This window comes from Chromohalobacter sp. 11-W, assembly GCF_029889905.1.
In the GTDB taxonomy this organism is placed as follows: Bacteria; Pseudomonadota; Gammaproteobacteria; order Pseudomonadales; family Halomonadaceae; genus Chromohalobacter.
In genome coordinates this window covers 97944-121732 of record NZ_JARANZ010000011.1, presented here as the reverse complement: position 1 = coordinate 121732, position 23789 = coordinate 97944, and the positions used below count along the sequence as shown (strand labels likewise).

Sequence of the window (23789 nt, the reverse complement as noted above, 5' to 3'; positions counted from 1 at the left end):
ATGACAACAATCACCAAGATACTTGGCACGGCGGTACTGGGCTTGAGTTTGCCCATGTTGGCGCAAGCGCAATCGACACCGATCCGCATGGTGGTTCCCCCCTGGCCCGGCGTGACGGTCAAGACGGAAATCCTGGCCCAGCTTCTGAACACCCTTGGCTACTCATCACAACAGATCGAGATGGGCGCCACCGTCGGCTACAAGACGATGGAAACGGGCGACAGTGACATCATGCTGGCGGGGTGGATGCCGGCGCAGAAAGAGAGCTACGACGCGGCCATGGAAGCCGGTGCCATCGTCGATGTGGCCAATAACGTTTCAGGTGCAAGGATGGGGTTTGCGGTGCCGGGATACATCTATGACGCCGGCGTGACGAGTGCCGAGCAGCTGGATCTACCGAAAAATCGCGCACGCTTCGGTGCGGAATACTATTCGATCGAGAGTGGCGCCCAGGCGAGCATCATGGTTCACGAGGCGGCGGACGCTGACACATACGGTCTCCAAGATTGGCAAATTCTCGACTCATCGACTCCTGGCATGCTTTCCGAAGTGGACGCCGCCTATAATGCCAAAAAATGGATTGCCTTCTATGGATGGACACCGCACTGGATGGCAATTAAATACGACATGCATATCCTGGACGACCCCGAAGAAGTCTACGGTGAGAATCAGGGGCGTAGCGAAGTGCGTACGATCGTGCGTACGGGGTATGCCGAAGAAAACTCCAACATCATGCAATTGTTGGAGCAGTTCACGTTGACCGCCGATGAGCAGAGCCAATTCATCAGCGCTTATAGCCTTGAGGAGCGGCCCAAGACGGATGTCGCGCACGATTGGCTCGCGGATCATCCCAAGCGCGTGGCGGAATTCCTCAAAGGGGTAACAACACGTGATGGAGAGTCCGCTCAGCAAGCTTATGAAGCGAGCTTTCGCTAAATGATGGCTTAATCTCGAAGCAGGCGCTCAGCGATTTCCAAGGAATCCTGCAGCGCCTCTTCGACTTTGAAAGCCTCGGGATCAAGTGCCCACTCCAACCAATAGCCGTCTACCAGTGCTGTCAGAATTCGAGCAATGCCCTTCGCATCGATAACACGTCCTTCTTCGATGGCAATGGCCTCGACGAGTGACTGCATCTCCTCCCGATACTCTTCGTAAAGCTTCCGGTTGAGACTCGCCAGACTCGGCGTTGCCACAGCGGCACTCCAGAAACCTACCCAGGAGGCCAGTACCTGCTGGTTGAATATCTCGCTCTTGAAGGCTGAACGAATCATCAGCGTTAGTCTTTCACGCGCTGAGCACTCCAATGCGGCATCGCGCTGGTCGCTCTCCCGGCGCAGTTGCTCGGTGAGCTCCTGGTAGGCTGCCAGCATGAGCGATTCCTTGGATTGAAAGTAGTGACTCACCAAGCCTATGGAGGCGCCAGCCTCACGTGAGACGCGCGTCATCGTCGTGCCGGCATGGCCGTAACGCGTCACGCACTTGAGCGTTGCCTCGATGATGGTTCGCTTGCGTGTTTCGGGTTCGATACGCTGGCGCTGCTTGCTAATGGTTTCGATTCCCGCAGTTGGTGTGCCGAAGGGGCATTGTACAGCATGCGCGTTCCCGTGGCCGTGTCGAGCCTGCGCGCATGGAGAATGCGCTCTTACAAGAAGAGAGCGGCAGCACGGGCAGCACAGAGCCCCTTCGCTGGGCATTGGAAAATCGTCATAGTTTCAAGCACATCCGGCCCTCACTAGCCGCACCGGCAAGCTGACCTACCCCAGATTGCCCCTGAACGTTTATCTCACGTTCGACCGTCTTTGATATGAGATACATCGGTTGCTCGGTGGCTATGGAACTGAGCAACCGATTAATTATGAATAATGACTTAGGCCTTTTCCCCTAGGGCGGCGATATGCTCCGGCAAGCGCTCATGGGAGCCGTACATGAAGTGGTTCTCCATGCGCTCAGCAAATTGGGTGGCTTCCGGTTCACGCCCCACCGCCATGGCCACTTCGCGCACGTGCATCGGCGATGCTCCGCAGCATACGCCGAGGTAATTGACCCCTAGGGCATGAGCGTCGCGCGCAAAGGCGCCGAGCTCGTAACGGTTGCAGAACAGCGGGTCCAGGGCGGTCGGGAAGGCGCGTCCGTGGGGCGCCGGACAGCTGCATCCCTGATTGTCGGAGAGGTTGAAGAACGTCGGCTCCTGCTCGGTGGTGCGATAGGTCACCGGCAGTGCCGCCACATGGCAGGTAACGGCGTCGCGAATCTGCTGGATCCAGGGGCGCATGGTGTCCGGCCCTCTGAAGCAGTTCAGGCCGACCACGCTGGCGCCCTGCTGCTCGAGGGCGACACAGGTTTCCACGATGCTGGGGCCATCGACCATGCGGTTCTCGGCCATCGGCGCCAGGGTGACGACGGCAGGCAGCCCCTGGGCCTTGATCGCTGCCAGGGCCGCTTCGGCTTCGCCGGCATAGTAGAAGGTTTCCGCGATGATGAAATCGGCGCCTTCCTCGACGGCCCATTGCACCATCTCGTCGAACATGGCGCGTACGCTCTGCTGGGCGGCCGGATTTTCCGGGTCCCAAACGTTGCTGTTGGAAATGTTGCCGGCCATCAGGTTGCCGGGCTTTTCATCGGCCACCTTGCGAGCGATCTTCAACGCAGCCCGGTTCAGCGGTTCCAGCAGCTCTTCCTTGCCGATCACCCGCATTTTTTCGCGGTGGCCGTTGTAGGTGAACGCCTGAACGACGTCCGACCCCGCATGCTGGAAATCGCGATGCAGCGCTTCCAGCGCGTCCGGGCGCAACAGCGCCACTTCGGGCACGAACTCACCGGCGGAGAGATAACCGCGCCGTTCGAGCTCGAACAGGAAGCCCTCGGCACAGATCAGGGGGCCCTGGTCGAGTCGTTGGGTGATCAGGTCTTGCGTCATGGATGAATGCCTCGGGGGTGGTGTGCGTCTTCAATCGAGGCCGCATTTTGGCAGCCCCGTGGCTTCCACCACCAATGAAGAATTCCCACCTCAAAATGAATCAGGCTCATGTTGATAAGGGATTCTAGTAGGGGAGTGCATACCCCATCAGCTCTGTCGCTGCGGGTTCCCCGATGATCAGATGGGCGACAGGCGTTATCCTCTGCTGGCCGCCAAGTATGCCAGGTCGTTCATGACGCGAGTGGAAGAGAAGCCCCAGTCAATCAAGCAACGACAATCAGAGATTTTCAATGAAATGGCTAACGAGACTAAGTTAGCTTATCTGCTCAGTCCTGAGCGCTGGGCAGCCGACCGCCCAGGCGGGCCGTGATCTCGCGGGCGGCGCGGCTCACCAGGCCGCCGAGTTCGGCGAGCCGTGCTTCGGGAATGCGTGCGGCGGGACCGGACACCGAGATGGCGGCGAGCGGCAGGCCGTTCTCGTCGTGTAGCGTCGCCGCCACGCAGTTGAGGCCGATGGCGTGTTCCTCGCGGTCGCAGGCGTAGCCCTGGCGGCGGATCTCGCCGAGGGCATCGCGCAGGCGGGCCGGGGTGTCGAGGGTATTGGGCGTCACCTTGTCGAGGCCGCGCGTGTGCAGAATGCGCTCGACCTCGTCGCGTGGCAGCCAGGCGAGCAGGGCCTTGCCGACGCCCGAGGCGTGCAGCGGGGCGCGCGACCCTAACCGGGTGATCATGCGCATCATCTGCGGCGACTCGCTCTGTGCGAGGAACACCGCCATGCCGTGATCGCGAATGCCCAGGTTGGCGGTTTCCTCGGTCTCTGCCGTCAACTGGTGCAGGAAGGGGCGGGCGGTGGCGACGAAGTCGCGCGCCTCGAGGAAGGCGTTGCCCACACGGAACGTCTTGGCGTCGATGTGCCATACGCCCATCTCCGCATCTTGGGCGATGAAGCCCTGCTGATGCAGCGCTTGCAGCAGGCGGTGTGTCGTCGATGGCGCCAGGCCCACGACCTGAGCGATATCGGAAAGAGCCAGCCCGCCGGGCGCGGCGGCGAGCCCTTCAAGAATACTCAGGCCCCTCACCAACGATTGACTGTGGCCGCTGGTGGCTTTGCCGTTACCCGCGGGGCGTCCGACCGACTTGCGTTTGCTTTCCGTCACGCCAGGCTCTCTCTCATGGAAAATTCATGGAAAATTCTTCCATGAATTCCAAGGCCTCGCCAGCCCACCAAAGGCGCACGCCTTTGCTTACCACAGACGCATGCCTTAACTCAGGCGGTATGCGCATCCAGGCGTAGCAGGGCGATACGATGGATTTGCGCGATGGCGGTGCGGCGTTCCTCGTCGGGCGTATGCGCGAGCCGGGCCTCGAAGGCATCGAGAATCTCGCGGCGATGATAGCCTTTGACGGCCATGACGAAGGGAAAGCCGAAACGCGCCTTGTAGGCGGCATTCAAACGCTCGAAACGTGTGAGTTCCTCCGGCGAGCATTGATCGAGCCCCGCGCCGGCCTGCTCATGGGTCGAGGCATCGGTCAGGCCACCATCCAATGCCACCTTACCGGCCAAATCAGGATGTGCGCGGATAACCTTGAGTTGGTCCTCGGGCGATGCCGCGTCGAGCACCGCCGCCATGGACTCGGCAAGGCCCTCGGGGGTGTCGTGAGGAGCCGCGAGGCCACTATCCCATACTGCCTCGGCGATCCACGGGGAATGTTCGTAAATATCGCCGTACGCGTCCACGAAGGCTGCGCGGTCGAGCGTTGTGGGGCGTGGCGAGAGCAAGGGTTGGCGCATGCGCGTCTCCTGATGCTATGTTGTCCGCAGTTGTTGTATACAAAATAAGGGTAAGGGGTGACGATGCGCGCGTCCATCCCGCTGAATTGCCCATCCCCATCGTGTCATGCCGACTGCAAGGAGCCATCATGGGTTATCTCACCACGCACGTTCTGGATACCGCGCGGGGCTGTCCCGCCAATGGCCTGCGCCTGACGCTTTACCGGCTTGACGCCGATGCCCGCCAGACGCTGGGCGAGTTCGTGACCAACGACGATGGTCGCTGCGAGGGTCCACTTCTCGAAGGCGAGGCCTTTCGCGTCGGCGAGTACGAGCTGGTCTTCCAGGCCGGGGCGTATCTCGACCGCCAAGAGGACGCTGCCGCCTCCGGTCCGCGCTTTCTGGATAGCATCCCGATACGTTTCGGCATCGACGATGCGGACGCTCACTACCATGTGCCGCTATTGTTATCGCCGTTCGGCTATTCCACCTATCGTGGTAGCTGACGCCGGGCGGGCAATGCGATGATCAGCGCAAACGCATTCGGGAGCCGTGAATGAGCGAGTCACGTCAGGCGCATGCCGCCAAGAAAACGCGTCGCAACGAGGGCAAGGCCGGCGACGGGGCGCAGCGTCATGACGCCATCTACCGCGCGATCAGCGATGCCATCATCGAGCACCGCCTGCAGCCCGGCGCGCGGCTACGCGAGGACGCCTTGTCGGAGGTGTTCGGCGTGAGCCGCACCGGCATCCGCAAAATCCTGCAACGTTTGGCGTTGGAGCACCTCGTCACCCTGACGCCACGGCGTGGCGCGAGCGTTTCCCGGCCCACCGCCGAGGAGGCACGCGATGTCTTCGCCGCCCGCCAACTGGTGGAATGCGAACTGATGGCGCAAATCGCTTCGCGTGTCACCGAGAATGATCTCAAGGCGCTGCGCGACTGCGCCAACCGCGAGCGCCAGGCGCTCAAGGCCGGCAAACAGAGCGAAGCGATCAAGCTTTCGGCGGCCTTTCATAACCAACTGGCCGAGTTGGCGGGCAACGCCACGCTCAGTGAGTTCGTGGGCCGCCTGTGTTCACGCTCGTCGCTGATCCTCGCCGTCTACGGCAATACCGGTCATCTCGGCTGCGAATCCCACGATCATGATGAATTGATCCGACATCTGGAAAGCGGCAACGCCGAGCGCGCCCGCGCCTTCATGCAGCGCCACCTCAAGGCCATCGAAGCCTCGCTCTCCATCGCCGAAGCCCCCGAAGAAACGCCGGACCTGTACGCCATCTTCGATGGCGCTCCGGCGTGACGGCGTGTGCCTCGCGGTGGTTAATCTTTCAGGTCCAATCGTGGCGGGCACCTTTACTGTGCCGAAAGCTGTGTCTCGGCAAAGTCGAGCAGGTTCCGATAGTCACGCTGACGAATGATGTGCTCGACGATTCCAGCATCCAGGTTCAGATAGTCGTGCACCAACGCGTTACGCAGCCCGATCACCTTGTTCCAGGGCGTGCCGCTGTCGTCATGTCCCAGGCTGTGTAGCTTGGCGAAGACCTGTCGAGCATCGCTGGGCACCACGACGCTCAATGACTTCAAGCGTTGCTTGGCGATGCCGATGCAGGCCTCGGTAAGCAACTGGAGGTTGCGCTCCGACGCTCGATAGAGCAGCGCGTTCAAGCCTTCGGGCGTTGTGGCGGCCTGATGCAACTGCTCCAGTTCTTCGGCGAGGGTGGCGAGATGCTCGCGCATGGCGTCGATGTATTCGGTTTCCACGTAATGATTCCCGTCGATTCAAGCCGTCGATTCAAGCGTAGTGCTGCTGATGATACTGATGATCGATCTCCCACATTGAAGTGATGCGGTTTTCCTCAAGGATCAGACGCAAGCGGTCGTTGGCCTGCAAGACTTGGCCAGTGCGGATCACTGCGTGGGCGAGGGGCAGCGGTGCCAGGTTGATATCGACGATGGAGAGCTGATCATTCGTCAGAGCCAGTGCATCTTGCCAGTCTTGTGCCACTAGCTCGGGGCGTAGACGCCGCTCCAGGGCGTCGTCCTCGAAGTTGCGAAAGGCCACGGCAAGATCGTAATCGCTTTCCGCCGTTGCCGTGCCCTTGGCGCGTGAGCCATAGAGCCACAGCACGGCGATTTCATCGTCACGGGCTGCCAGCTCGGCGAGGCGTGGCAGAATGGCTGTCTGGTCGGGCATTGCAGCTCTCTTGTAAAGCAGCGATGGATGCTAGCGACAGTGTAGCACTGGCGGTGGTTTGCCGAGGGGCTGGCGCCGTCGCGCCAGCGACGTGTGCTCAGTGCGCTCCCTGGGCGGGTGTCGAGACCTGCCCGCGCATCAGCACGTAGTAGCACGCCCCGCCCAGGCCGGCACCGAGTAGCCACGCGAAGCCTTCCAGCACGGCGAGGGCCGGTACCCATACTGAGGCCAGCGAGAACAGCGCACCGATGGCGAAGGCCGCCAGGCCGCGACGGTTCCAGCCGTTGGTGTAGTAATAGGTACTGCCGGGTGCGGCCGAGAACAGCGCTTGTACGTCCAACTGGCCACGGCGGACGACGTAGTAGTCGATCACGATGATGCCGTAGAACGGGGCGATGACGGCACCGATGGCATTGACGAAGCCGGGAATGCCAATCTGGCTGATCACGCTGACCCATAATGCGCCGATGAAGAAGGCGATAATCGCCGTGATCAGGCCGCCGAGACGGAAACTGATGCGCCGCGGAAACAGATTGGCGAGGTCATAGGCGGGTGGAATGAAGTTGGCCACCAGGTTGATACCCACCGTTGCGGCGAAGAAGGTCAGCGCAGCGACGATCGTCAGTGGCAGGCTATCGACGCGCTCGACGATGTCCGAGGGGTTAGTCAGCGCCTCGCCGAACAGCGCCAACGTGCCGGCGGTGATGATCAACGCGATGAACGAGAACACCGCCACGTTGAGCGGTAACCCGAGCCAGTTGCCGAGCCGCATGGCGCGTTCGTTCTTCACGAAGCGTGCGAAGTCGCCGAAGTTGATCACCACGGCGGCGAAGTACGCGATCATGGTGCCGAGCACGGTGAAGAAGGCGCCGACGGCGCTACCGGCGGCGTCGCTGCTGCCACTGAAGATGTCATCCACCGCAGGCAGTAGCGAGGCCCCGGCTTGCCACCAGACGACGCCCATCAGCACGATCATCACCGTGTAGACCAACGGCCCCGCCCAGTTAAGGAAGCGCTTGATGCGCTCGATCCCCGCCCAGAACATCGCCAGTTGAAAAACCCAGACGATGACGAAGGCCAGCCAGGCCACGCTCGACAGCCCCAGGAACTGGCCGCTCTCCGGTACGCCCAACGCGGTCAACAACAACGTGACGGCGGTGGAGGCGAAGTAGGTCTGTACCCCGTACCAGAAGATGCCGATCACCGCGCGCAGCATGGCCGGCAGATTGGCACCGTGCACGCCGAGGCTGGCGCGTACCACCACCGGAAAGGGAATGCCGTATTTGACGCTGGGCCGCCCGGTCAGGTTGACCAGCACCATGACCACCAGGCCGGCGAGAATGATGGCGGCCATCACCGCCCAACCGTTGAGGCCGTAACTCAGAAACAGTGAGGCGGCCAGGGTGTAACCGAATAGGCTCTGGATGTCGTTGGCCCAGACATTGAAGATTTCGAAAGCGCCCCAGCGTCGCTGATAATAGGGCAGCGGCGCCAGGTCGGCGTTGTAGAGACTCGCGTCGGGCGCCGTGAGGCGCAGGTCGTTATCGTTCATGGAAGCGCTCTATGTCGGGATGCATATTCGTGGAAGACGACGTCATTGGCGAAAGCGTTGGCAGGCCGGCCAGTAGCGCATCATTAGGTAATACGCCAGACCGGCGGGCACGAGGCTCGCGTACCACGAGATCGCCGAGATATTGAGCGCCACCAGCGCGCCGATCAGCGTGGCGATGAAGGCGGCGTAATTGATGCCGCGATAGGGCCCCTGGGTGTCATAGAGTTTGTCGATATCCAGCGTGCGCCGACGGATGAGGTAATAGTCCACCGCCATGATCGCGAAGATTGGGCCTAGAAACGCCGAATAGGTCTGCACGAACAGCTGCAGTCCGGCGGCAGAGTCGTCCTTGACCAGTTCCCAAGGAAAGGTCGCGAAGGCCAGCAGCCCCACGATCACGGTGGCGCTGCGGAATTTCAGCTTGAACACATCCATCAGCACGTAGGTGGGGGGCACCACATTGTTGAGCACGTTGGTGGTGACCTGGGCGAAGGCGATGAACAGCAAAGTGGTAATCAGAAGCGGCGGGTTGTCGACGGCATTGGCGAAGACATCGATGGGATCGGCGACGCCGGTGGCCCCGGAGACCATCAGCCCGATCAGCCCCATGAACAGCGTGCAGGGCAGGATCGACATGGCGTAGAGCGTGGCCAGAAGCCCCGGCCCGCTGCCGTGTTTGAGTTCGCGCGAGTAGTCGCTGGCGTTGAGGATCATGGTGCTGTAGATGCCCAGGAACAGCATCGTCGCGCCCCAGAAGGGCAGTCCCCAGGTGCCATCGATATCGATCAACTGCTCGCCGATCACATCACCGTACTTGTCGAGCACGCTGAAGAACATGTAGACCAGCGAGGCCAGAATGAAACCGCTGCCGATGTTTTCCAGCCACTTGATGCCTTGGAAGCCAAACACCGATAGGGCGATCTGCAAGAACTGGAAGGCGATGAAGTAGAACACCAGGTTGTCGAAGCCCAGCAGGGTCGCCGACACCGCGTTCAGGGCGCCGGCACCGATCCAGCTCTGGAAGCCGTACCAGACGATGGCCGGTACCGCGCGCACCAGGCCAGGCAGGCGCGTGCCGGTAAAGCCGAAGGCGCTGCGTGCCTGCACCATGAAGGGAATGCCGTACTTGTAGCCGGCGGCGCCGTTGATCGTCAGCGCGACGCCGATCACGACGCAGCCGATGGCGATGGCAAGCGACGCTTGCAGCAGATTGAGCGTACCGACGATGCTTGAGCCCATGGCAAAGGTGCCGATGGACACGCAGCCGCCGAACCAGGCCAGTAAATAGGAGACGCGCCCCATGATGCGGGTGCGCTGTGGGGCCAGGGATTCTTCTCCCGGTGCCTTGCCGGCAGGCCGCGGCCCTTCCGACGTGGCGGAGTCGCTTGTCATGACGCTTTCCTCGGGCGGGAGCGGATCCCGCGGTTTGTTGTTGTGCGTCCCGGTGTGGGGACGTCCGAGTGGCGTAGCGTGCTGCTGTTATCTATTTGTCGGGCGTCTTGGTGTTGTGATTATCGGCAAGACGACGCCCACGACGGTTGAGGATCGATAATGAGCGAACGTTGGTCGCGGTGCTAAAAAGTGGCTCCCCCCGTTTGCGGGTATTAGCGTGATAAATGTGCGAAATAGCCGGTGAACGCCTTGGGGCGTGGAAAGGCGAGATCGCCATGCTTGCTGGTGCCCAGCCCGAGGCCGACCAGTGCCTCGGCCAGTTTCACGGCGGCGGTGACCCCCTCGACGATGGGGATGCCCACCGCCTCCTCGATGGTGGCGCGCAAATCGGCCATGCCGCCGCAGCCAAGTACGATGGCGCCGATGCCGTCTTCGTCTCGGGCCCGACGACAGGTCTCGATCACGCGGTTCAGTGCCGCATCGCCGTCGTCTTCCAGATCGAGCACGGGAATCTCCGCCGCGCGCACGCGGCGGCAGTGATGCGCGAAGCCGTAGGCCTGCAGCAAATGCTCGGCAATGATGCCGGTGCGTCCTAACGTCGTGACCACCGAGAAGCGTGTGCTGATCAGGCTGGCCATATGGAAACCGGCCTCGGCGATGCCCAGCACCGGGGCGCGGGTCATTTCGCGGGCCGCCATCAGGCCGGGGTCGCCGAAGCAGGCGATGATGTAGGCGTCGCTGCCGTCGCGCTCGCCCTTGGCAATTTCCTCGGTTACGCCCACGGCGCTGATCGCCTCGTCGAAATGTCCTTCGATGGACACCGGGCCGCTGTCCGGTTGCGTGGCCACGATCTGGGTACCCGGCGCCGCAATGCGACTGGCGGACTCGCCGATGCGTGTCGTCATGCCGGTGCTGGTGTTGGGGTTGATGAGATGCAGGCGCATGAGAGTCCTTGAGCGCGAGGTTTCGCCTCGGATGCAGTATTTTTTGTCTACAAAATTTCTAGTATTGAATACAAAATAAGTCAATGCCTGATCGCTTTGGTGTCGGACGGCTGTCGCGCCAGGCATGCCTCGAGCCGCCGAGGTCCGCCGGATGGCGTTGTCGTCGGCCAGTGAGTCGAGGCACCGGCAAGAGCGCGACGAGGGATTGATTTTTTGTATACATCAAAGCACGCTAAGTTAATCGACTTATAGAACAAGAAACGGGAGTGTTTATGGGCATGGCATCATCCTCCGATCCGTCCTCCGTTTATCCACGCGACCTCGTCGGCTATGGCCGCACGCCACCTCAGGCCGAATGGCCAGGTGGGGCGCGCATCGCCGTGCAGTTCGTCCTCAATTACGAAGAGGGCAGCGAGAACAGCGTGCTGCACGGCGACAGCCACTCCGAACAGTTTCTCTCCGAGATCGCCGGGGCCGAGGCCTATCCCGACCGCCACCTGAGCATGGAGTCGATCTACGAGTACGGCTCGCGGGCGGGGGTGTGGCGCGTGCTGCGTGAGTTCGAACGACGCGGGCTGCCGCTGACCGTATTCGGCGTCGCCATGGCGCTGGAACGTCATCCCGAGGCGGCACACGCCTTCAAGGAGCTCGGCCACGAGATTGCTTGCCACGGCTATCGCTGGATCCATTATCAGAACGTCCCGGAAGCCATCGAGCGTGAGCATATGCAGCGCGCCGTCGAGATCTTCCGAACGCTCTACGGCGAGGCTCCGCTGGGTTGGTACACCGGCCGCGACAGCCCCAACACGCGGCGCCTGCTGCTCGACCAGGGTGGCTTTCTCTATGACAGCGATTACTACGGCGACGACCTGCCGTTGTGGAGCGATATCGAGGACAGCCAGGGCCAGACCCATCGCCACCTGATCGTGCCCTATACGCTGGATACCAACGACATGCGCTTCGCCTCGCCCACCGGTTTCGATCACGGCGAGCCCTTCTTCCAGTATCTGCGCGACGCCTTCGACGTGCTCTATACCGAAGGCGCCGAGACACCGAAGATGCTCTCCATCGGCCTACACTGCCGACTGATCGGCCGCCCCGGACGCTTCCGCGCGCTGCAGCGCTTCCTCGATCATCTCGAGGCCCACGACCGGGTGTGGATAACCCGGCGTGTGGATATCGCGCGTCACTGGGCGGCAACGCATCCGGGGTAATTAGTTTTTTTTCTGCATAAAAGGGTGGGAAATGTTTCAAGGAATTGAGGATATTGTTAAGGGAGTAGGAGGAGATGGGGGCTGGGTAGTAGTTGTGACATTGCTTGTTTTTTATTTTATAAAAAAGGAGCCCTTTCGAATATTTGCTTACTTCCATGATAAAAATGATAAAGATTTTCACAAGATGTTGCTTGTTTTTCAAGCCGAGGGCATTGGAAAGGAAGTTAAAGAAAATGCTGAAGAGTACCTAGGGCGGTATTCTTTTAAAAAAGCATGCTACATTGATGCGAATGAAGAATGGAGGGATGCATTAGTTTCGTTGCGTGCGGAACTGAATGGTGCTGTAGGCTGGCGACTAATAAAAAGCAGCCTTCCTTATTTGTACTTCAATAAAAGTAATAAGATTGATGTTAATATAAAGTGGAAGAGCTCGGCTGGTCGTTGGTTTACAACATTTTTCAGTGTTTTATTGTGTCTTTATTCTTTTTTAGTTTTCGTTTATTCATTTTTTTATGTCCCTCATTACTCATGGAGGTTCTTTGGGTTATTGGTGGGGGTTGTACTATTGTTTTCTTCTTCTCTGATTGTTGAGTCAACTAATTGGCCATATCGTAGCGCTGTTAAAGTTAAGCAGCTCATAGAGAAAAAGAGAGGGTGATATAAACGTTATGTGCCCATTGATGTATTTTATGATTTAGTGGGTATTATTTTGGAGTACATTATGCCACAACACACCTACTACGCCCCCCCTGGCGGTTTGCCGCCGCAGAGCCAACTGATTCATGACCGGGCGGTGTTCACCGAGGCCTATGCGGTGATCCCGAAAGGCGTGATGAGCGATATCGTCACCAGTTTCCTACCGCACTGGGAGAAGACGCGGTTGTGGGTGCTGTCGCGGCCGCTTTCCGGCTTCGCGGAGACGTTTTCGCAGTACATCATGGAGATCTCGCCCGGTGGCGGCAGCGAGCGACCGGAGCCGGATGAAGGCGCCGAGGGCGTGCTGTTCGTGGTCGAGGGCGAGATGACGCTGACCATCGCGGGGGAGTCGTACGCGATGGGACCGGGAGGCTATGCCTATCTGCCGCCGAGCTGCGACTGGCAGCTGCGTAACGGCAGCGACGCGCCGGTGCGTTTCCACTGGATCCGCAAGGCTTACGAGTATGTCGAGGGACTGGACGTGCCCGAGGCCTTCGTCACCAACGACAACGATATCGCGCCGATCGCCATGCCGGACACCGATGGCAAATGGGCCACGACCCGTTTCGTCGATCCGCAGGACGTGCGCCACGACATGCACGTCAATATCGTCACCTTCCAGCCGGGTGGGGTGATTCCCTTCGACGAAACCCATGTCATGGAGCATGGGCTCTACGTGCTCGAGGGCCGCGCGATCTACCACCTCAATCAGGATTGGGTCGAAGTCGAGGCCGGCGACTACATGTGGCTGCGGGCCTTCTGTCCGCAGTCCTGTTACGCCGCCGGGCCGGGGCCGTTTCGCTATCTGCTCTACAAGGATGTGAATCGGCATATGAAGCTGCGCTTGAGCTGAGACAATATCCTGTGAGGAGAACGCATGCTCGAACTTACCGCTCAGCCCCTGACCGCCGAAGCCTTCGCGCCGTTTGGCGATGTCATCGATCGCCGGGACGCCGACGGCTTTCCCATCAACGGCGGTCGCACCCAGCGCTATCACGACCTGGCGCGGATCGAGACGCTCGGCGAGGGCGCCCGACCGATCATCAGCCTGTTCGTCAGCCAACCCGTGGAGTTGCCGCTGACCCTCACGTTGCTGGAACGTCACCCGTTCGGCAGCCAGGCCTTCATGCCGCTGCACGGCGAGCGCTTCATCGTCGTCGTCGCGCCACCGGGGGAGCGTGTTGAACTCGGCGTGGTGCGCGCGTTCGTGACTGATGGTCGCCAGGGCGTGAATTACCGCGCCGGGACCTGGCATGCCATTCACTCGGTGCTCGACGTGGAAGGCGAGTTCCTGGTGGTGGACCGTGCCGGCGAGGGCAACAATTGCGAAGAGTACCCGCTGGCGATGCGCGTGAGCCTGCCTTGAGGTCCTCGTTGTAGGCAGTCGCCGCCACTCATCCCGCGGGCAGCGGCTTCCCACGAGCGTCGCTCTGCCGCCCGCGCAGCCATTGCTGCATCAATGCCACCAGCAGTAAAAGCTCGGCCAGATCGCCGCCGTAGTACATCCATTGCGCGGCCGCCTGGATCTCGCCGGGACTGGCGCCAGTGCCTGCCGGTAGCAGCCAGGCGTACATCAGTTTGCCGAGCGTGGCGTGAGTAGCGATGCCCAAGATCAGCACGCCCAGGCGTGTTCGCCAGTGCGGCCGATGCGGTGCCGGATCGGGGCCGGCGATCGCCCAACTGAACAGGCAACCGGAGATCACGAAGTGCAGATGGATGACGTGGTGCAGCCAGGGGGTGGCGATGCTCTGGGTATAAAGCGGGGTCAGATACAGCAGGTACATGCCGCCGATATCGAGTAGCGCGGCGCTCAGCGGATGGCTGACTATCCGCACCGGCACACTGCCCAGCAGCGTGACCGTCGCGCGCGCCCGTGTCGGTGCCAGGTTGCGCAGCAGCAGGCTCATCGGCGCACCGAATACCAGCCCCAGGGGCGCGAACATGCCGACCAGCAGGTGCTGCAGCATGTGCCCGCGCAGGTCGTGGTGCGCGAAGGCATTGACCGGTGCAGCGAACGCCACGGTGAGCGTTATGGTACCGACGATGAAACAGGCACTACGCCAGGGCGACCATGGCTTGCCGGCGTGGCGGGTGCGCCACACGCCGGTCAGATACAGCGTTGCGGCCAGCAGCGCGAGCCATTGCGCGACGTTGGGGAGGAACACGTCGGCGGCTAACGCTGACTCGCGGCGTGACCGCGCCGGGCGCGTCTGAGTAATAGCCAGCCGATCGCCAGGACGATGACACCGAAACCGATCCAGGCGATGTCGTAGAGCCACAGGTCATCGACGTAGCGTACCTGATGCAGGCGCAAGATCTTGTGGTCGACCACGCCATCGAAAACCTGGAAGCCTCCCGCGCCCAGCAGGAACCCGGGGCCACGGTAGCCGGGTGCCTGGCGTCCGGCACCATGCAGCTCGATCATCATGAAGAAGCCGACCACCAGCAGTACCAGCTCGATGGCGTGCAGCACACCGTCGGAGGCCAGCGCGAAGGCCGTGTCACGATCGACGAAATGGTGCCAGGCCAGCAGTTGGTGGAAGATGATTTCGTCGACTGCCGCCATGCAGCCGATGCCGATCAACGCGCTGGCCAGCAGGGTGCGGCGCTGGTCGGCGTGGCTGGGATAGGGAAGAGATGACATGCAGGCCTCCTGCCGGCAATGAATTCGTGAGCGCTCACTCCTTGAGCGCCTCTGCAATGTAGGCAGTCGAGGCCATGCGGTAAAGCGAAAACGCCCCGGAGGACGCGAAACGTCGTCGTGGTGGCGTTCAACGGTAAGGGCGGGCACGGTGAGCGCTGGTTTCTCCTCATCCGCTTGCTCGGGAGCCGGTTCCATGCGAGATGCTCGTCATTCCGTCGAACGTATCAAGGAAGTCTTTTCCACCTTTCTGGTGCTGGGTCTGACCTCCTTCGGTGGCCCCATTGCCCATCTGGGGTATTTCCGTGCCGAGTTCGTCACGCGTCGCCGCTGGCTGTCGGAAGCGGACTACGCGGATCTAGTGGCGCTGTGTCAGTTTCTCCCGGGTCCAGCCAGCAGTCAGGTCGGTTTCGCCCTGGGGCTGTTGCGGGGTGGGGGATGGGGAGCCGCTGCTGCCTGGACGGCCTTCACCTTGCCCTCGGCCATCGCGCTGGTGCTTTTCGCATCCGGCGCTGCAGTGTTCGATGGCCCGGTCAGCCAGGGCATCCTGCATGGGCTCAAGGTGGCGGCCGTGGCGATCGTCGCGCATGCCGTCTGGGGCATGGCACGCAAGCTTTGCCCCGATCAGCGGCGCGCCGGCATCGCCTTGGCGGCTGTTCTATTGGTAGTGCTGATCGGCGGGCCGGTAGGGATGGTCACGGCGATCGTGATCGGTGCGGTGGCCGGTATGCTGTTTTGTGGAGACTCAGTGTATCGAGGCCAGGGTGACCCGGTGTCGCGTGAGTTGTATTTTCCGGTGTCGCGGCGCGTCGGCCAGGTCGCAGCAGCATGTTTCATCGCGTTGCTGATCGGGCTGCCCTGGCTGGCCTGGGTGTCGTCATCCATGGTCCTGGCAATGATCGATGCCTTCTATCGGGCCGGTGCGCTGGTCTTCGGGGGTGGGCATGTGGTGCTCCCGCTGCTGGAAAGCGAGGTCGTCCAGTCGGGCTGGGTAACGCCCGATAGTTTTCTCGCGGGATATGGCGCCGCCCAGGCGGTGCCCGGGCCGCTGTTCACCTTCGCGGCGTATCTCGGCACCGAGATGGGCGCGTTGTCCGTGCCGCTGCTGGGCGCGGCCTTGGCGCTCATCATGATCTTCCTGCCGGGGCTCGCATTGCTGGTGGCCGTGCTGCCCTACTGGAACGGTTTCAGGCGTCTGGAACGCGTACAGTCATTGATGCGAGGCGCGAATGCCGCCGTGGTGGGCATTCTGGGGGCCGCTCTCTACCAGCCGGTCTGGACCAGCGTGGTGGTCGGGCCGCACGAATTTGCATTGGCCCTGGTGGGCTTTCTGCTCTTGAGCGTCTGGAAATTGCCGGCCTGGGCGGTCGTGGCCATCCTGGCGCTTGGGGGGATCGTCATTACGCTGTAGTAAGTGCGCGCGGGCGTGGGGATAAGCGCCGATTCGAGCCGACGGCTGGGCGTCGGCTCGCGTGTCTTCGCGGTGGGATGGGCTTAAGCTTCGTGACTCGCCTTGTCACGGCGCGGGTCGCGCCCCAGCGGATGTGGCTCGCCGCGTCGCTTGGCGAGCTCGATCTGACGCTGGCGCTCGCGAGCGCTGTTGCGGGTCTTCTCTGGCAAGCTGTCCCAGCAATGTGGGCAGCTCACGCCGGGCTCGTATTTCGCGGAGGCCATGTCGGCTTCGGAGATCGGCCGGCGGCAGGCGTGGCACTGTTCGAACTCGCCCTCGGCGAGGTCGTGGCGCACGGTCACGCGGTTATCGAACACGAAGCATTCGCCCTGCCAACGTGACTGTTCCTCGGGGACCTTTTCCAGATAGCTCAGAATGCCGCCTTTGAGGTGATACACCTCTTCGAAGCCTTCATTGAGCATGAAGCTTGAGGCCTTCTCGCAGCGGATGCCGCCGGTGCAGAACATCGCCACCTTCTTGTGCTTGGCAGGGTCGTAATGCGCTTTGACGTAATCCGGAAACTCGCGGAACGTCTTGGTCTGTGGGTCGATGGCGCCCTCGAACGAGCCGATTTCCACTTCGTAATCGTTGCGCGTGTCGATGACCAGCACTTCCGGATCGGCGATGACATCGTTCCAGTCCTCGGGCTCGACATAGGTACCGGCTTGCTGGTCAGGTGCGACGCCCTCCACGCCCATTGTCACGATCTCGCGCTTGAGCTTGACCTTGGTGCGGTAGAACGGATGCGCGTCGCAGTAGGATTCCTTGTGGTCGACCGCGGCCAGGCGCGGGTCGGCGCGCAGCCAGGCAAGCAGCGCATCGATGCTCTCGCGGGTGCCGGAGACAGTCCCGTTGATGCCTTCTTGAGCGAGCAGCAGCGTGCCCTTCACGTCGTGGGCGCGCATCGTCTCGAGCAACGGCTCGCGCAGGGCCTCGTAGTCATCGAGCGTGACGAACTGATAAAGCGCCGCGACCACGATGGCCGGCGCGTCGTGCGGTTGGGTCATGTCTGTCTCCTGGTAATCGTCCCCGTAAAGGACGGACCGGGTGAATCGTTGGCGAGTGCCAAGGGAGGCATATTTTACGCAATGCCGCATGGTGATGCATCTGCGTCAGGATGCTGCCCCTTTGAGGCGGGGCGGCTAGGGTGCGGTAAAGCGCTTATGTTGCCTTATGGTTGATGGCCTCGGTTGGGTCCTCGGTCATTTCCATGCGCTCACGTTCGTCGTCGATGATCTTGAGTGCCTGCTCCGGCGTCACCTGAGAGGCGGGCGTGATCAGGCTGACCACGACGCCCACGAGGAGCGCGACCAGCACGGCGGGGATGCTCGGATTGCCCCAGAAGGCGCTCCAGCTATCGACGCCGATGATGGCGAGCGAGGTAGCGGAGGCGGCGATGAGCGTGGCGACGGCGCCCTGCCAGTTGTAGCGTGGCCAGAAGCGTCCCAGCACGCCACACACGAACATCCCGGCCATGACCGTGGCGATCATGCTGGTGATATAGTCGATGACGTTGTCGGAGGTCAATGCGAACAATAGCGCCAGGCCGATGGTGGCGACTAGGGCGAGACGTGAGAGTTTGACGACCTTGTGCGCCGAAGGTGTGTGCCCGGTGAATAGCACGTAGACGTCACGCAAAAGGATCGATACACCGGCGATGGCGTCTGAGCTAGCGCTAGACATGGTCGCCGAGAGGCCTGCGACGAGCAGCAACAAACCCAGCCACAGCGGGAGAATCTCGGTCGCGAGAAACGGAAAGGCGAAGTTACTGTTGTCGAGGTCAGGATTGAGCGCGTGGGTGGCCATGCCGATGATCGCCGGGATGATCGAGAAGATCATATAAAGAATGCCGGTGATCACGAATGACTTACGCACGGAGTGGACGGAGTTGCCGGAATATATGCGCTGGCGGTAAGAGGGGGTCGCCAGCACACCGACGGCGATGACCGCCGCCAGCGACAAAGCTGGCACCACGCCGATCTTGTCGATACCCAGGAAACTGGTGGTGGCGACGTCCATGTTGGCGCCCAGGCCTGAAAAGCCGCCAACCTCGAACAGCGCAATGATCGCCATCACGATAAAGCCGACGAACAGCACGACGGCCTGCACGGTATCGGTCCAGATCACCGCCATGTAGCCACCGATCACGCAATAGATGCCAAAACCCAGCGCCACCAGGATGCGCGCGGTGGTCAGGTCGATCCCCGCCATCCACGATAAATAGAGCCCGCCGCCGAGAATGTGTGCGCCCAGCCACCCGATGCAGGCAATGTAGATCAGCACGGCGACGATATTACGCACCCAGCGGTTGGCACCAACGTAGTAGGAAAGCTCCTCGCTCATGGTCATGAAGCGGAAGCGGCGCACCGGCGCGAAGCAGAACGCCAGCAGCAGAACGCCGATAGAGCCGCCGATGCCGTAGAGGGCGCCGGCCCAGCCGTTGGCGTAGCCGAAACCGACGGCGCCCATGCTGGAGCCGGTACCGACCATGGTTGCCACTGTCGTGCCGATGGTCAGGAAGATCGGAACGCTGCGACCACCGAGAAGGAAATCGTCGCCGTTGCTGCGGCTATGGCGGGAGACCCACCAGCCGAACGCGATCATGACCACCACGTAGGCGATGAAGGCCCCGAGGAAAACGTGACTGTTCATAATAACCTCTTATAATTGTTGTCCCGGCCGTTGCCGCGGCCGGGGCAGTGTGGAATTCATAGCCAATGGTTTTTTCACTGCGGTCGCGCCCTTGCCGGGGCGCGGCCATCTTTCTTGCCAGTTCTCTTCTCCAAACGATGCTATGCGTCCGCCCAGGGATCGCTCAGGCCTTGTCCGCCCGATAGCACTTAACGTCGACCTCTACCTTGCAGTCGACCACCAAGTCCTGAACGCTGCAGATGCGCGCCGGGGGGTGCTCGCCGAACACTTCCTTGAAGACCTTGTTGAATGAGCTGAAGTAGCGTGAGTCGGTCAGCACGGCGGTGACATGCACGACGTGCTCTACGCCATAGCCAGCTTCCTCCATGATCTTCAGGCAGTTGGCGAAGGCCAGCCGGGACTGTTCGACGATGCTGCCTTCGACGACTTCGCCATCGGTCATCGGTGTCTGTCCCGAGACGAACAGCCAACCGCCCGCTTCGGTGGCGCGTGCGAAGGGCAGCTTCTGACCGCCGGTGCCGACGCCGCCTTCGACGCCATAACGCTGGATACTCATGTTCTATTCTCCTGTACGGCTGAAATGTTTAGTGGAACGTGGCGCTATCGCGCCCGTCGGGAATGCCCGCGGAAACCGCGGCTGGCGAAAGCCGAACGTCGCGACGTAGCAGCCTTCCGGCACGTTCGCCGCTCGCTTTTCCGTGGCGATAGCTGATGCAGCCGTTGACGGTGACCAGCTCGATGCCTTTGGCGAGCGACATCGGGGTGCTGTAGGTGGCGGTGTCTTCGAGCGCCTCAAGATCGAGTAACACCAGGTCGGCGAAGGCGCCGACACGTATGACTCCGCGGTCCGTGAGGCCGAAGTTGGTGGCCGAGAGCTCGGTCATCTTGCGCACGGCTTCGGTCAGCGACAGCAGCTTCAGGTCGCGGCTGTAATGGGCGAGTACGCGCGGGAAGGTGCCCCACAACCGCGGATGCGGATGCGGATCGTTGGGTAGGCCGTCGGAGCCGACCATCGAGAGCGGATGCGACAGCACTTGCTGCATGTCCGCCTCGCTCATGTTGTGGTAGACCGCACCGGCTGGCTGCAGGCGTTCAGCGGCTTCCATCAGCGACAGCCCCCACTGCTTGGCGATGTCACCGAGGGGCTGACGGGCCATCTCCGGATGCGGATCGGACCAGGTGATGAAGATGTCGATCTCGTCGGTGACTTGGCCGAGATCCAAGGTCGAGGAGCCGGCGGTATAGGGGTAGCAGTCGCAGTGAACGCCATGGGTGCGCGCAGCGTCATCGAGCTTTGCCAGCGCTTTGGGCGCGTTGCCCCAATTACCGGCGCCTGCGCACTTGAGGTGCGAGATCACTAAGGGCGCCTGACCGTGCCGGGCGGTAGCGACGGCTTCGTCCATCGCCTCAGGGAGCCCGGCGAATTCGTCGCGCAGATGCGTGGTATAGACGCCGCCAGCGCGGCCGACTGCTTCGACCAATGTGTTCATCTCTGCGGTCGGCGCATGAAAGGCGTTGCGATAGGCTAGGCCCGAGCTCATACCCACTGCGCCCTCGGCCAGGGCCGTCTCCAACTGCTCGCACATGGCGACGATTTCGCACTCGCTGGCGGGACGGTCGAAGCGCTCCATCACCTGACTGCGCAGACTCGTGTGTCCGATCAGGGCCGCCACGTTGACGCTGGGTGTCGATGCATCGACCGCCTGGGCGTACGCGGCGAAGGTGGGGTAACGGAAGTCTTCCGCGCGGCCGAGCAGATTCATGGGATCGGGCACGTCGCCCGTGAGCGTGACCGGGCTGGCACTGATACCGCAGTTGCCGACCACCACCGTGGTGACGCCTTGGGAGAGCTTGGGAAGCATCTCCGGAGTGCGGATGACATTGGTATCGTCGTGGGTGTGAACGTCGATGAAGCCAGGGGTAAGCGTCAGGCCCTTGGCGTCGATGATGTCATTGGCGCTGGTGTCGATCAGTGTGCCGATGGCGACGATCCGCTCGCCCCGAATGGCGACATCGGCGGTGAAGGCATCGCCCCCACGGCCGTCGATGATCGTGGCGTGGCGAATCAGTAAATCGACGTGCATGGCGGCTCCTGGATCTGCATGGCTCAATCCCCCAGCGGCTGGCGATTGTCGCCGCCGCGGTGAGCATCGAGGGTGATCTTGAGTCGTCGCAGCTTGTCGCGGGTACGGTCGCGGTGCCGCAGTGCAAGGCCCAATGCCAGCATGTCGATGGCGGCCATCATGGCGTAGCGCGACGACGACGGGAAATAGATGTAATCGGTCTCGCGAGCGGCCAACGGCAGGGCAATGTTCGCGATCTCTGCGAGTGGCGAACCGACGGCGGTGATGGCGAGCACGCGGGCGCCGTACTGGCGTGCCAGCTCGGCCGCTTCGACGATCTCAGGGGTGTAGCCGGTCACTGAAAGCGTTACGACGACATCATCGGGCTCCAGGGTCGAGGCGACCATGCGTGGCAAGAGCGCTTGCGGATAGGCGCTGATGGCGTAACCGAGCCGCACCAGCCGGAATTGCAACTCTTGCGCCATGACGGTCGATCCACCGCCGGCGCCGAACACCAGGATCTGGCGAGCGTCGTCGAGCATTGCCACCGCGCCCTCGACGTCAGCCTGTTCCATCAGTTCACGGTTGAGCGAGAGTGTTTGCGCGGCGGTGTCGTAGATGACGCCGAGGCCATCTTCTTCGTTGGCTTCCTGAATGAAGCGGCGGCCAGCGGCCAGGGCACGAGTGAGGCGTGTTTTCAAATCGCGCACATTGCGGCAACCCACCGCACGCGCGAAACGCGTGACCGTGGCATCGCTCACCTCGGCGCGCTTGGCGATCTCGCCGATGCTCGCCTCGGTGACGAAGTCGATGTCGTCATGCACCAGCGTGGCGACCTTTTTCTCTGATTCTCGCAGGCTCGGTAAGCAGGCGGTGATATGCGACAGGATGTCGAATTCTTGACTCACGAGCGATCCATATTCGATGACTGACAGGCTTTGTTATCTACTAACATATTTTTATTTAATGTGTTAGTAAATACCCAGGATGTATAACGATGTGAGGAGAATACGATGGCTGCACCCGGGCAATGGGAAATGGAAAAAGGCATACCGCTGTCACGTCCGGCGCATCTGCTGCGAGATGTGCCGCTGCCGGCGGCGGTGGTCTTCGAGTCGCCGCTGACCCACAACCTGGCGTGGATGCAGCGCTTCGCCGACGAGCACGGCGCCAAGTTGGCGCCGCACGGGAAAACCACCATGGCCCCGGCGTTGTTCAAGCGACAGATCGAGGCGGGGGCATGGGGAATCACGTTGGCGACGGCGGTACAGACGGTGACGGCGCATGCTCACGGCATCGAGCGCGTGTTGATGGCTAATCAACTGGTTGGGCATCCCAATATGGCGCTGGTAGCGGATGCCATCGAGGCAGGGATGGAGTACTACTGCGTGGTGGACGATGCTGATAACGTGCGCGACTTGGGGGCGTTCTTCGCTGACAGGAACCTGACACTAAACGTATTGATCGAGCTGGGCGTCGACGGCGGGCGCTGCGGATGTCGCAACACCGAGCAGGTCGATGTGCTGGTGGCAGAGATCGCCGATCAGCCAGCGCTGTCGCTGGTCGGCATCGAAGGTTATGAGGGCATGATCGCTGGCGGCGATGAAGTCGTTGCCGTGCGTGCCTATGGCGAGCGATTGGTCGAGACCGTCTGCACGCTGCGGGCCAGTGGCGTTCTTCAACGCGAGGCGCCGATCGTCACCGCTTCCGGCTCCAAGTGGTTCGACCTGATCGCGGAGACGTTCGACAGGGCGGAGCTGCGCGAGCACTACACGCCGGTGCTGCGACCCGGTTGCTACGTAGCGCATGATCACAGGCTCTACGCTGGGGCAATGGAAGCGATCAAGGCGCGTGATCTCACGCTCGAGGGCGAACTGCGGCCGGCGCTGGAAGTCTTCGCCTATGTGCAGTCGCTACCCGAGCCGGGCCTGGCGATCATTGCGCTGGGCAAGCGCGATATCGGTCACGAGCCGGATTTGCCGCTGCCGCTACGCCGTTATCCGCGGGGAGCGGAGGGCTCGGAGTGGGTCGACGTCAGTAGCTGGCGGACGACGCATATCATGGATCAGCACACGTTTCTCGAGATACCCGAGAACGCCGATATCGCTGTGGGTGATGTGATGGCCTTCGGGACGTCTCACCCGTGCCTGACGTTCGACAAATGGCGTCGCGTGTTGTGTGTCGACGAGTCGTTGGAGGTGACAGACGTGATGACGACGTACTTTTAATGACGCAGGCATGCACCATGTGAAATGGCGATTAGACTTAAGGCGGGTATGCGTGCGATATGCTAATATGCTTGC

25 protein-coding genes are annotated in these 23789 nt (G+C 61.6%); 9 read left to right on the top strand and 16 right to left on the bottom strand.

The window, feature by feature from the left end; translation table 11 throughout:
• Positions 1 to 54: 54 nt before the first annotated feature.
• Positions 55 to 936, top strand: coding sequence for a glycine betaine ABC transporter substrate-binding protein (locus OP494_RS14965; protein WP_280541995.1), 882 nt, complete (start codon positions 55 to 57; stop codon positions 934 to 936).
• Between the two features lie 8 nt (positions 937 to 944).
• Here OP494_RS14965 and betI read toward each other — a convergent pair whose 3' ends face one another.
• From betI to uraD, 4 genes are all read right to left on the bottom strand, one after another.
• Positions 945 to 1694, bottom strand: a complete 750-nt coding sequence (betI, locus tag OP494_RS14960; protein WP_280541992.1) for a transcriptional regulator BetI — start codon at positions 1692 to 1694, stop codon at positions 945 to 947.
• Between the two features lie 173 nt (positions 1695 to 1867).
• Positions 1868 to 2917 (bottom strand): homocysteine S-methyltransferase family protein, encoded by a 1050-nt coding sequence (locus tag OP494_RS14955; protein WP_280541990.1) that lies wholly within the window; start codon positions 2915 to 2917, stop codon positions 1868 to 1870.
• 326 nt (positions 2918 to 3243) lie between these two features.
• Complete coding sequence (locus OP494_RS14950; RefSeq protein WP_280541988.1) at positions 3244 to 4074, bottom strand: IclR family transcriptional regulator C-terminal domain-containing protein; 831 nt, start codon at positions 4072 to 4074, stop codon at positions 3244 to 3246.
• 110 nt (positions 4075 to 4184) lie between these two features.
• Entirely contained in the window at positions 4185 to 4709 is a 525-nt protein-coding gene (gene uraD, locus OP494_RS14945; RefSeq protein WP_280541986.1) for a 2-oxo-4-hydroxy-4-carboxy-5-ureidoimidazoline decarboxylase, read from the bottom strand.
• Positions 4710 to 4837: 128 nt separating this feature from the next.
• Here uraD and uraH point away from each other — a divergent pair, with 128 nt between their 5' ends.
• Both uraH and OP494_RS14935 read left to right on the top strand, forming a co-directional pair.
• On the top strand, positions 4838 to 5194 hold the full coding sequence (gene uraH / locus OP494_RS14940) for a hydroxyisourate hydrolase (protein ID WP_280541984.1): 357 nt from the start codon (positions 4838 to 4840) through the stop codon (positions 5192 to 5194).
• A gap of 50 nt (positions 5195 to 5244) precedes the next feature.
• Positions 5245 to 5988, top strand: coding sequence for a GntR family transcriptional regulator (locus OP494_RS14935; RefSeq protein ID WP_280541982.1), 744 nt, complete (start codon positions 5245 to 5247; stop codon positions 5986 to 5988).
• Between the two features lie 53 nt (positions 5989 to 6041).
• On the opposite strand, the gene OP494_RS14930 is transcribed toward OP494_RS14935, so the two are convergent.
• The 5 genes from OP494_RS14930 to OP494_RS14910 form a co-directional block, all read right to left on the bottom strand.
• Entirely contained in the window at positions 6042 to 6449 is a 408-nt protein-coding gene (locus tag OP494_RS14930; protein ID WP_280541979.1) for a DUF86 domain-containing protein, read from the bottom strand.
• A gap of 31 nt (positions 6450 to 6480) precedes the next feature.
• Positions 6481 to 6882 carry a nucleotidyltransferase domain-containing protein gene (locus tag OP494_RS14925; protein WP_280541978.1) on the bottom strand — a complete coding sequence of 134 codons (402 nt, stop codon included), beginning with the start codon at positions 6880 to 6882 and terminating at the stop codon, positions 6481 to 6483.
• A 97-nt stretch (positions 6883 to 6979) separates the two neighbouring features.
• Positions 6980 to 8434, bottom strand: coding sequence for an NCS1 family nucleobase:cation symporter-1 (locus tag OP494_RS14920; protein ID WP_280541977.1), 1455 nt, complete (start codon positions 8432 to 8434; stop codon positions 6980 to 6982).
• 42 nt (positions 8435 to 8476) lie between these two features.
• Positions 8477 to 9826 (bottom strand): NCS1 family transporter, encoded by a 1350-nt coding sequence (locus OP494_RS14915; protein ID WP_280541976.1) that lies wholly within the window; start codon positions 9824 to 9826, stop codon positions 8477 to 8479.
• Between the two features lie 212 nt (positions 9827 to 10038).
• Positions 10039 to 10770 carry an aspartate/glutamate racemase family protein gene (locus OP494_RS14910; protein ID WP_280541975.1) on the bottom strand — a complete coding sequence of 244 codons (732 nt, stop codon included), beginning with the start codon at positions 10768 to 10770 and terminating at the stop codon, positions 10039 to 10041.
• Positions 10771 to 11048: 278 nt separating this feature from the next.
• Here OP494_RS14910 and puuE point away from each other — a divergent pair, with 278 nt between their 5' ends.
• The 4 genes from puuE (at position 11049) to OP494_RS14890 (ending at position 14046) form a co-directional block, all read left to right on the top strand.
• Positions 11049 to 11984: an allantoinase PuuE gene (puuE, locus tag OP494_RS14905; RefSeq protein WP_280541974.1), complete on the top strand. Its 936-nt coding sequence runs from the start codon at positions 11049 to 11051 to the stop codon at positions 11982 to 11984.
• Positions 11985 to 12015: 31 nt separating this feature from the next.
• Complete coding sequence (locus OP494_RS14900; protein WP_280541972.1) at positions 12016 to 12642, top strand: hypothetical protein; 627 nt, start codon at positions 12016 to 12018, stop codon at positions 12640 to 12642.
• Between the two features lie 63 nt (positions 12643 to 12705).
• Entirely contained in the window at positions 12706 to 13533 is an 828-nt protein-coding gene (locus OP494_RS14895; protein ID WP_280541970.1) for a bifunctional allantoicase/(S)-ureidoglycine aminohydrolase, read from the top strand.
• A gap of 24 nt (positions 13534 to 13557) precedes the next feature.
• Positions 13558 to 14046, top strand: coding sequence for an ureidoglycolate lyase (locus tag OP494_RS14890; RefSeq protein ID WP_280541968.1), 489 nt, complete (start codon positions 13558 to 13560; stop codon positions 14044 to 14046).
• A 28-nt stretch (positions 14047 to 14074) separates the two neighbouring features.
• Here OP494_RS14890 and OP494_RS14885 read toward each other — a convergent pair whose 3' ends face one another.
• A complete protein-coding gene (locus OP494_RS14885; protein ID WP_280541966.1) occupies positions 14075 to 14845 on the bottom strand; it encodes a cytochrome c oxidase assembly protein in 771 nt (256 codons plus the stop codon).
• An 8-nt stretch (positions 14846 to 14853) separates the two neighbouring features.
• A complete protein-coding gene (locus tag OP494_RS14880; protein ID WP_280541964.1) occupies positions 14854 to 15324 on the bottom strand; it encodes a DUF2243 domain-containing protein in 471 nt (156 codons plus the stop codon).
• A gap of 193 nt (positions 15325 to 15517) precedes the next feature.
• Here OP494_RS14880 and chrA point away from each other — a divergent pair, with 193 nt between their 5' ends.
• Positions 15518 to 16732, top strand: a complete 1215-nt coding sequence (chrA, locus tag OP494_RS14875; protein WP_280541962.1) for a chromate efflux transporter — start codon at positions 15518 to 15520, stop codon at positions 16730 to 16732.
• A gap of 83 nt (positions 16733 to 16815) precedes the next feature.
• Here chrA and OP494_RS14870 read toward each other — a convergent pair whose 3' ends face one another.
• From OP494_RS14870 to OP494_RS14850, 5 genes are all read right to left on the bottom strand, one after another.
• A complete protein-coding gene (locus OP494_RS14870) occupies positions 16816 to 17778 on the bottom strand; it encodes a rhodanese-related sulfurtransferase (protein WP_280541960.1) in 963 nt (320 codons plus the stop codon).
• A gap of 154 nt (positions 17779 to 17932) precedes the next feature.
• Entirely contained in the window at positions 17933 to 19423 is a 1491-nt protein-coding gene (locus tag OP494_RS14865) for a sodium:solute symporter family protein (RefSeq protein ID WP_280541958.1), read from the bottom strand.
• 163 nt (positions 19424 to 19586) lie between these two features.
• On the bottom strand, positions 19587 to 19979 hold the full coding sequence (locus OP494_RS14860; protein WP_280541955.1) for a RidA family protein: 393 nt from the start codon (positions 19977 to 19979) through the stop codon (positions 19587 to 19589).
• A 28-nt stretch (positions 19980 to 20007) separates the two neighbouring features.
• Complete coding sequence (locus OP494_RS14855) at positions 20008 to 21507, bottom strand: D-aminoacylase (RefSeq protein WP_280541953.1); 1500 nt, start codon at positions 21505 to 21507, stop codon at positions 20008 to 20010.
• 23 nt (positions 21508 to 21530) lie between these two features.
• Positions 21531 to 22394: a MurR/RpiR family transcriptional regulator gene (locus tag OP494_RS14850; RefSeq protein WP_075370471.1), complete on the bottom strand. Its 864-nt coding sequence runs from the start codon at positions 22392 to 22394 to the stop codon at positions 21531 to 21533.
• Between the two features lie 105 nt (positions 22395 to 22499).
• On the opposite strand from OP494_RS14850, the gene OP494_RS14845 reads away from it, so the two are divergent.
• The gene (locus OP494_RS14845) at positions 22500 to 23714 is read left to right on the top strand and encodes an amino acid deaminase (RefSeq protein WP_280541951.1); all 1215 of its coding nucleotides are present in this window, start codon (positions 22500 to 22502) and stop codon (positions 23712 to 23714) included.
• The last annotated feature ends 75 nt before the right edge of the window (positions 23715 to 23789 follow it).